The organism is Pontibacillus salipaludis (assembly GCF_014642405.1).
Taxonomy (GTDB): domain Bacteria; phylum Bacillota; class Bacilli; order Bacillales; family BH030062; genus Pontibacillus; species Pontibacillus salipaludis.
The window spans coordinates 23,361-31,101 of sequence record NZ_BMIN01000030.1 but is presented as its reverse complement, the minus strand read 5'-3'; the positions used below and the strand labels follow the sequence as shown (position 1 = coordinate 31,101).

Annotated in this window: 7 protein-coding genes, 10 tRNA genes and 1 rRNA gene; 17 read left to right on the top strand and 1 reads right to left on the bottom strand. The window is 40.5% G+C overall.

What is annotated here, in order from left to right:
• The first annotated feature begins 5 nt into the window (after positions 1 to 5).
• From rrf to rocF, 12 genes are all read left to right on the top strand, one after another.
• Positions 6 to 121, top strand: a 5S ribosomal RNA gene (gene rrf, locus IEW76_RS20380).
• 61 nt (positions 122 to 182) lie between these two features.
• Positions 183 to 257, top strand: a tRNA-Asn gene (locus IEW76_RS20375).
• A gap of 4 nt (positions 258 to 261) precedes the next feature.
• Positions 262 to 334 (top strand) — tRNA-Thr (locus tag IEW76_RS20370).
• Positions 335 to 354: 20 nt separating this feature from the next.
• Positions 355 to 429, top strand: a tRNA-Glu gene (locus IEW76_RS20365).
• Positions 430 to 444: 15 nt separating this feature from the next.
• Positions 445 to 520: transfer RNA gene (locus IEW76_RS20360), tRNA-Val, on the top strand.
• A gap of 20 nt (positions 521 to 540) precedes the next feature.
• A tRNA-Thr gene (locus IEW76_RS20355) sits at positions 541 to 617 on the top strand.
• A 70-nt stretch (positions 618 to 687) separates the two neighbouring features.
• Positions 688 to 773 (top strand) — tRNA-Tyr (locus tag IEW76_RS20350).
• Between the two features lie 5 nt (positions 774 to 778).
• A tRNA-Gln gene (locus tag IEW76_RS20345) sits at positions 779 to 853 on the top strand.
• A gap of 9 nt (positions 854 to 862) precedes the next feature.
• Positions 863 to 938 (top strand) — tRNA-Lys (locus IEW76_RS20340).
• A gap of 36 nt (positions 939 to 974) precedes the next feature.
• Positions 975 to 1,049: transfer RNA gene (locus IEW76_RS20335), tRNA-Gly, on the top strand.
• Between the two features lie 7 nt (positions 1,050 to 1,056).
• Positions 1,057 to 1,129, top strand: a tRNA-Ala gene (locus IEW76_RS20330).
• A gap of 189 nt (positions 1,130 to 1,318) precedes the next feature.
• On the top strand, positions 1,319 to 2,218 hold the full coding sequence (gene rocF / locus IEW76_RS20325) for an arginase (RefSeq protein ID WP_188656203.1): 900 nt from the start codon (positions 1,319 to 1,321) through the stop codon (positions 2,216 to 2,218).
• 56 nt (positions 2,219 to 2,274) lie between these two features.
• Here the strand turns inward: rocF and IEW76_RS20320 are convergent, their stop codons facing one another.
• A complete protein-coding gene (locus tag IEW76_RS20320; protein WP_188656202.1) occupies positions 2,275 to 2,427 on the bottom strand; it encodes an aspartyl-phosphate phosphatase Spo0E family protein in 153 nt (50 codons plus the stop codon).
• 208 nt (positions 2,428 to 2,635) lie between these two features.
• Between IEW76_RS20320 and sigW the strand changes: the two genes are divergently transcribed.
• From sigW to glmM, 5 genes are all read left to right on the top strand, one after another.
• On the top strand, positions 2,636 to 3,199 hold the full coding sequence (gene sigW / locus IEW76_RS20315; RefSeq protein ID WP_188656201.1) for an RNA polymerase sigma factor SigW: 564 nt from the start codon (positions 2,636 to 2,638) through the stop codon (positions 3,197 to 3,199).
• Positions 3,200 to 3,213: 14 nt separating this feature from the next.
• A complete protein-coding gene (locus IEW76_RS20310; protein WP_188656200.1) occupies positions 3,214 to 3,825 on the top strand; it encodes an anti-sigma factor family protein in 612 nt (203 codons plus the stop codon).
• A 164-nt stretch (positions 3,826 to 3,989) separates the two neighbouring features.
• Entirely contained in the window at positions 3,990 to 4,823 is an 834-nt protein-coding gene (gene cdaA, locus IEW76_RS20305; protein WP_052115140.1) for a diadenylate cyclase CdaA, read from the top strand.
• Positions 4,816 to 6,045, top strand: a complete 1,230-nt coding sequence (locus IEW76_RS20300) for a CdaR family protein (protein ID WP_188656199.1) — start codon at positions 4,816 to 4,818, stop codon at positions 6,043 to 6,045. Before cdaA ends, IEW76_RS20300 begins: the two co-directional genes overlap by 8 nt.
• 39 nt (positions 6,046 to 6,084) lie before the next feature.
• Entirely contained in the window at positions 6,085 to 7,437 is a 1,353-nt protein-coding gene (glmM, locus tag IEW76_RS20295) for a phosphoglucosamine mutase (protein ID WP_188656198.1), read from the top strand.
• Positions 7,438 to 7,741 lie beyond the last annotated feature (304 nt).

Sequence of the window (7,741 nt, the reverse complement as noted above, 5' to 3'; positions counted from 1 at the left end):
AATAGTATGGCGGTTTTGGCGAAGAGGTCACACCTGTTCCCATGCCGAACACAGAAGTTAAGCTCTTCAGCGCCGATGGTAGTCGGGGTTTCACCCCCGCAAGAGTAGGACGCCGCCATGCTTTGTTATCTTATAAAAGCTATCCAAGAGACTTCTTCTAGGACAGATGGATTTGACAATATTCCAACGTAGCTCAGTGGTAGAGCTATCGGCTGTTAACCGATCGGTCGCAGGTTCGAATCCTGCCGTTGGAGCCAATTTGCTTCCATAGCTCAGTCGGTAGAGCACTTCCATGGTAAGGAAGAGGTCGCCGGTTCAAGTCCGGCTGGAAGCTCTCTGTAAGAAAATGTATTTGGCCCGTTGGTCAAGTGGTTAAGACACCGCCCTTTCACGGCGGTAACACGGGTTCGAATCCCGTACGGGTCACCACTTATTTATAATCATGGAGGATTAGCTCAGCTGGGAGAGCACCTGCCTTACAAGCAGGGGGTCGGTGGTTCGAGCCCGCCATCCTCCACCATATCATTTATTTATTTATCTGCCGACCTAGCTCAATCTGGCAGAGCAACTGACTTGTAATCAGTAGGTTGGGGGTTCGAGTCCCTCGGTCGGCACCAGCAAGTTATGTTCAATTAAATAAATTCTTGCATAATAAAGTGCAAGCATGGTATACTATTATTTGTGTTTGGAGGGGTAGCGAAGTTGGCCAAACGCGGCGGACTGTAAATCCGCTCCCTCTGGGTTCGCAGGTTCGAGTCCTGCCCCCTCCACCATTTATTGGCCCATAGCCAAGCGGTAAGGCAACGGTTTTTGGTACCGTCATGCGCTGGTTCGAATCCAGCTGGGCCAGCCACTTTATAAAGAGCCATTAGCTCAGTTGGTAGAGCATCTGACTTTTAATCAGAGGGTCGGAGGTTCGAATCCTCCATGGCTCACCACTTTTCACATTAACTTAGTTGATGTGTTTTTAGTTTGCGGAAGTAGTTCAGCGGTAGAACACCACCTTGCCAAGGTGGGGGTCGCGGGTTCGAATCCCGTCTTCCGCTCCATATACACGGGGCCTTAGCTCAGCTGGGAGAGCGCCTGCTTTGCACGCAGGAGGTCAGCGGTTCGATCCCGCTAGGCTCCATTCCAAACCTTAAGTCTGATTCGACTTAAGGTTTTTTCGTATATCTAAAAAGTTTATTGGTGGCTATTTATGAGAAAATTCTTTCAATAACCCGTGTTTTCCGTATATATATACAAATTTCTGTCCAGTTGAGTCATTGTCATAACTGTGTCTACAATAGGTGTAGAGTTAAAGGAGGATGATGGGACAATGAATCGTAAACTATCAATTATTGGAGCACCTATGGATTTAGGACAGAATCGCAGAGGTGTAGATATGGGGCCGAGTGCACTTCGTTATGCAGGGGTAATTGAGCGATTAGAACGTTTAGAATATGATATAGAGGATCTTGGAGATGTTCATATTCCTCGTCCAAACAGAAAAGAAGAACAAGAGAGTCACTTGAGAAATTTAAAAGAAGTAGCAGAAGGAAATGAAAACTTAGCTGAGACGGTGGATCAGGTTGTCACATCAGGTAGATTCCCTCTGATTATTGGCGGGGATCATAGTATTGCTATTGGATCTCTTGCTGGAATTGCGAAACATTATGACAATCTTGGTGTAATTTGGTATGATGCTCATGGGGATTTAAATACAGGAGATTCCTCCCCTTCAGGTAATATCCATGGTATGCCTTTAGCTGTAAGCTTAGGTATTGGTCATGAACGTTTGACGAATATTCATGGATTTGAGCCGAAAATAAAACCAGAAAACATTGTTATTATAGGAGCACGCTCTCTTGATGAGGGTGAAAAGCAATTAATTAAAGAAAAAGGAATTAGGGTATATACAATGCATGAGATTGATCGCATGGGAATGCCAGAAGTCATTAAAGAATCTGTAGAATATTTGAAGGATCGAACGGATGGGGTGCATTTGAGCTTAGATTTGGATGGTTTGGATCCTAATGAGGCACCTGGAGTTGGAACACCTGTTATGGGTGGAATGAGCTATAGGGAAAGCCACTTAGCGATGGAAATGTTTGCTGAAGCTAATTTTATTACTTCGGCGGAATTTGTTGAGGTGAATCCAATATTGGATGAGAAGAATAAAACAGCTACGGTAGCGGTTGGATTAATGGGATCATTATTTGGAGAGAATTTAAAATAGATTCATAGAGAAAAATAGGCGAAACAGCAGCTTATTCACATAAGTTGCTGTTTCCGTTATTTATTTTTTCTTTCCTCATATTCATTTAGTAATCCATCTAATTTTGAACTTGCCTCAATGACCTCTTGAGATGATAAAGGTAAGGTTGAGCTTAGCTGAATCATTTCATTTCTACACATTTCAATTTCGTTCAGAAGTTCTTTAGACATTTTATTTCCTCCCTACTAAAACCTTAGTACTATACTATAGTTGTATATATCCTTTCTACTTAAAGTTAAACCTCTTTATTTAAAGAAATCAAATGTATAACTTTTGTACATACAAAAAATTCTTTTTTATTTTTTTAATTGATTTTGAAACCTGATCGCAGGTGTATTCGTATGTAGAATGACCGCAGATCTAGCGGAGGTATAGTGCATGGAAATATTCATAAAACAAAAGATTAAAAAAGTTAAAAAAGGTGATCACTCGGCCTTTGAAGATGTAGTGACGTTTTACCAAAACAAGGTGTACCAAATATGCTATCGTATGCTTGGTAATGCACATGAAGCAGAAGATATTGCTCAAGAAGCATTTATTCGAGCTTACACTAATATTCACTCTTATGATGAGAATCGCAAATTTTCTACTTGGTTGTATAGAATTGCCACTAATTTATCTATTGATCGCATTCGAAAAAAGAAACCAGATTACTTTTTAGATGCTGAAGTTAGAGGTACAGAAGGCTTAACGATGTACTCGCAAATTTCTGCAGATGAAGATTTACCTGAAGAAGAAGTGGAAAGCTTAGAACTCCAGGAATATATTCATCAAGAGATTCTCAAGCTCCCAGCCAAGTATCGATCTGTTATCGTACTGCGGTATATAGATGAACTCTCATTACAAGAGATTAGTGACATATTGGACATACCGGTTGGAACGGTTAAGACAAGGGTCCACCGGGGACGCGAAGCGCTTCGTAAGAAACTTCGTCACGTGTAAAGGAGTGATGGGAAATGAAGTGTGCAAATGAAGCCATTCAGTTAATGCATAAACATTTAGACGACGGGTTAAACGAAGAAGAGAGAAAGCAATTAAAACAACATCTTCACCAGTGTGATGATTGCCAGAACCATTTTCATGAACTTAAGAGGGCTGTAGCAATGGTCCAAAGTACAAGTGCAGTTCAAGCTCCCCCTGATTTTACGGCGAAGGTAATGGGGAGCCTGCCTAAAGAAAAGAAACGATCAGGTTATAAGAGGTGGTTTAAAGCCCACCCTGTGGTAACCGCAGCTGCTATATTCTTTATTATGATGTTTAGCGGTATCTTTTCTACTTGGAGTCAAGATCAACAGTTAAGTGTATCAAAACAAAGAGACATTATCATTCAGGATAATACGGTCATTGTTCCTGAAGGAAAAACTGTAGAAGGCGATTTAGTTGTGAAAAATGGGAATTTGAAGGTTGAAGGTAAAGTTAATGGTGATGTTGTATTAATAAATGGTGATCACCTAAAAGCCTCTGCCGGTGAAGTGACAGGAGATCTGAATCAAGTGGACCAAGTCTTTGGTTGGATGTGGTACAATATTAAAAAAACAGCGACAGATATCTTTTCATTTACCCAATAGGGGGTTCAAAAGTCACTTTTATAGTGGCTTTTTTTATTTTGTTTAGTTGGAGCGTTTTAGTGTTATTTTTACTATAGAGAAGTATGCTATAATAAAACTATTGTGAATTTGATACATAAAGATTAATACAGTAGTTGAATTCGAGGATAAAAGGAAGTGTACACATGCTTGATGGGGGATTGAATGTTCAATTAGATGGATTAAAGTACATTCGAATTATTATTGATGTTGCCCTTGTCTGGTTTGTTTTGTATAAATTAATCATGTTAATCCGTGGTACAAAAGCGGTTCAGTTGTTGAAAGGAATATTTGTGGTACTTGGAATATGGCTAGTTAGCTACTTTCTTCAACTTAGTACGTTAATGTGGTTGATGTCCAAAGCGATGACATGGGGTTTTCTAGGCGTAATTATCTTATTCCAACCTGAGCTCCGAAGAGCGTTAGAACAGCTGGGGAGAGGTAGTTTCTTTGCCAGAAATTCGAGCAGTGAAGAAGATTCGATGAAACAAACAGTAGAAGCAATTATAAAGTCATGTAATTATATGGCTAAGCGTCGGATTGGGGCTCTTATTACGATCGAACGAGAGACGGGTATGGGCGATTATGTCGAGACCGGCATACCGATTAGAGGAAGGTTATCGAGTGAACTGTTAACAAACATCTTCATCCCTAATACTCCTCTTCATGATGGAGCGGTTATTATTAAGCAAGATGAGGTTACGGCTGCTGCCTGTTATCTGCCACTATCTGAAAGCCCGTTTATATCTAAAGAATTAGGGACGAGGCACCGTGCTGCCATGGGAATTAGTGAAGTCACGGATGCTCTCACAATTGTAGTCTCCGAAGAAACAGGAGGAATATCCTGTACGAGAAATGGCGAGTTGCATAGGGGATTAGATGAACAAGCCCTTCGTGATATTTTGGAAAGAGAATTAGAACGAGCGACGAAAGCTCCTAGCTCAAAGAATTGGGATTGGAGGGGGAAAAAAGATGGATAAGTGGTTAAGAAGTCCATGGTTCATTCGAGCGATTTCTTTAATGTTAGCACTCCTCTTGTATGCCTCAATAAACCTTGATGACGGGCAAACGAGTTCGGATTCTATCTTTCTTGAAGGTAATGATAAAATTGCAGCAATGAATAATATCCCTTTACAAGTAAAAATGAATGAGGAAAAATATGTAGTGAAAGAAGTGCCCTCGAGCGTCACTGTTACCGTAGAGGGACCGAATTCTATAGTGACTAGAACTGTTATGCAGAAAACATTCGAAGCTTATATCGATGTAGAAGGGCTTGAACTTGGCTCTCAAACGGTTCCTATACAAACACAAGGGATTTCAAATCAGTTATCTGTTTCTATCGATCCTCAGGAAGTTACGGTGGTATTAGAGAAACGATCTTCAAAAGAGTTCCCGGTTGGTGCGGATTACATACACCGCGACACCATTAAAGAAGGCTACCAACTAGGCACACCAGAAGTTGCGCCTAATCAGGTAGATATCATAGGCTCCGAAACAGAAGTCTCAAAAGTATCGCTGGTGAAAGCCATTGTTGATGTGCAAAATGCAGAGAGTGATATTACAAAGAAAGAGTCGCCTGTAAAGGTTTATGATGAACAAGGGAATGAACTAAATGTTGTGGTAGAACCGAGCACGGTCAAAGTAACTGTACCTCTATTGCCTCCAAGTAAAGAAGTTCCTATCGCGCTAAAGTCTAAAGGGGAGGTTGCCAAAGGGTATCGACTGGTATCTATTGAACCCTTACCAGATCAAGTAGCTGTGTATGGTTCACAAGATGCATTAAAAGGGGTTAGTGCTTTTGCCGATGTTGAAGTGGATATAACGGATCTTAAAGAAGACACCACTATTGAGATAGATCTCCCTTTGCCAGATGGAATCGAAACAATTAAGCCAAAAACGATTGAAGCAAAAGTTAATGTAGAGCAAATAACAGAAAAAACGATTAGTAATGTAGAAATCAATGTAGAAAACCTGGATTCAGGTAAAAATCTAACTTTTATAACACCAGAACAACAGGTCATTGACTTAACCTTAATAGGTACAAAGCAGGAACTAGAGACTATTACGAAAGAAGATTTCGAAGTCTTTATTGATGTGGGACAGCTCGTCAATGGTGAAGCGAATGTACCCGTTCAAGTGAATGGACCTGAAAGTATTGAATGGCAAACAAGTAATGATGAAGCTCTAATTCGTATAGAGTAGTAACTACCTCATTTGCCTAGAATGAAGGAGCGATTGATAATGGGAAAATATTTTGGTACAGATGGTGTGCGTGGCGTAGCCAATCAGGAGTTAACACCAGAACTAGCATTTAAAGTAGGAAGATACGGAGGCTATGTGTTAACGAAAGACACACCAAAGCCAAAAATATTAGTAGGCCGTGATCCACGGATTTCTGGTCAACTACTTGAGAACGCTTTAACAGCAGGATTAATGTCGATCGGAGCTGAGGTTATGCGCCTTGGAGTTCTTCCAACTCCAGGTGTAGCCTATTTAACAAAGTCTATGGGAGCTGAAGCGGGAGTTATGATCTCTGCTTCTCATAACCCTGTTGAAGATAATGGCATTAAATTCTTTGGTCCTGATGGATTTAAATTAACAGACGAACAAGAGAATGAAATAGAAGCACTAATGGATCAAGAAACAGATGAACTTCCAAGACCTACTGGAGCTGATGTAGGTGTTGTGAATGACTACTTCGAAGGTGGTCAAAAATATATGCAATATTTGAAGCAAACCATTGATTACGATTTTGATGGTGTACACGTTGCTTTAGATTGCGCACATGGTGCAACATCCTCTGTTGCCCCTCATATCTTCGCGGATTTAGAGTCAGAGCTTTCAACAATGGGATCATCTCCAGATGGCTTGAACATTAACGATAAAGTTGGTTCTACAAGCCCAGAAGCACTACAATCCTTTGTGAAAGAAAAGGGAGCTCACATTGGATTAGCGTTTGATGGTGATGGGGATCGTTTAATTGCCGTGGACGAGAATGGTGAAATCGTGGATGGGGATCAAATCATGTTCATCTGCGCTAAGTACTTAAATGAACAAGGTCGCCTTCGTCATAATACTGTTGTTTCAACTGTTATGAGTAATATTGGCTTCTATAAGGCTGTAGAAGCGAATGGTATGAAGAGTGATAAGACAAATGTAGGCGATCGCTATGTGTTAGAAGAAATGCGTCGTGGCAATTACAGCCTTGGTGGAGAACAGTCTGGACATATTATCTTCTTGGATTACAACACGACAGGAGATGGATTGCTCTCAGCGTTACAGTTAGTAAATGTCTTGAAAGAAACAGGAAAATCATTATCAGAATTAGCTGCTGAGATGAAGAAATATCCGCAAGTATTAAAGAACGTACGTGTGATTGATAAGAAGAAAGTAATGACTAACCCTCGCATTACTTCTGAGATTGAAGCGGTTGAAAAAGCTATGGGAGATGAAGGGCGTGTTCTTGTTCGTCCTTCTGGAACAGAGCCGCTTGTCCGTGTCATGGTTGAGGCACCGACAGAAGAAGACTGTGAGAAATACGTAAATCAGGTGGTCCAAGTAGTTCAAGCTGAACTAGGTATGAAGGAAGCCTAAAATAAATGCGCAGGTGGCACATTATGTGTCCCTGCGCATATTTTATATGGAACAGATTTAACAATTGTAATAAACATGTAATGCTTCAGATATTGACCTTGTCACACGAATTAGAGTAAAATGAAATTTGTTCCATGCAAATTTCACATAATAGGTTTAAGGTGTATTCGTAAGAGGTAATATTATTAAGTCTGTGTGAATACATCGCAGCATGTTTGTGAAAACATAGGGACAAAGTTAAAAATTTTAGTATAACTAAAAGCGCCTGGACTATCTTCAGAACGGATAGAAGATAGTTGACGAG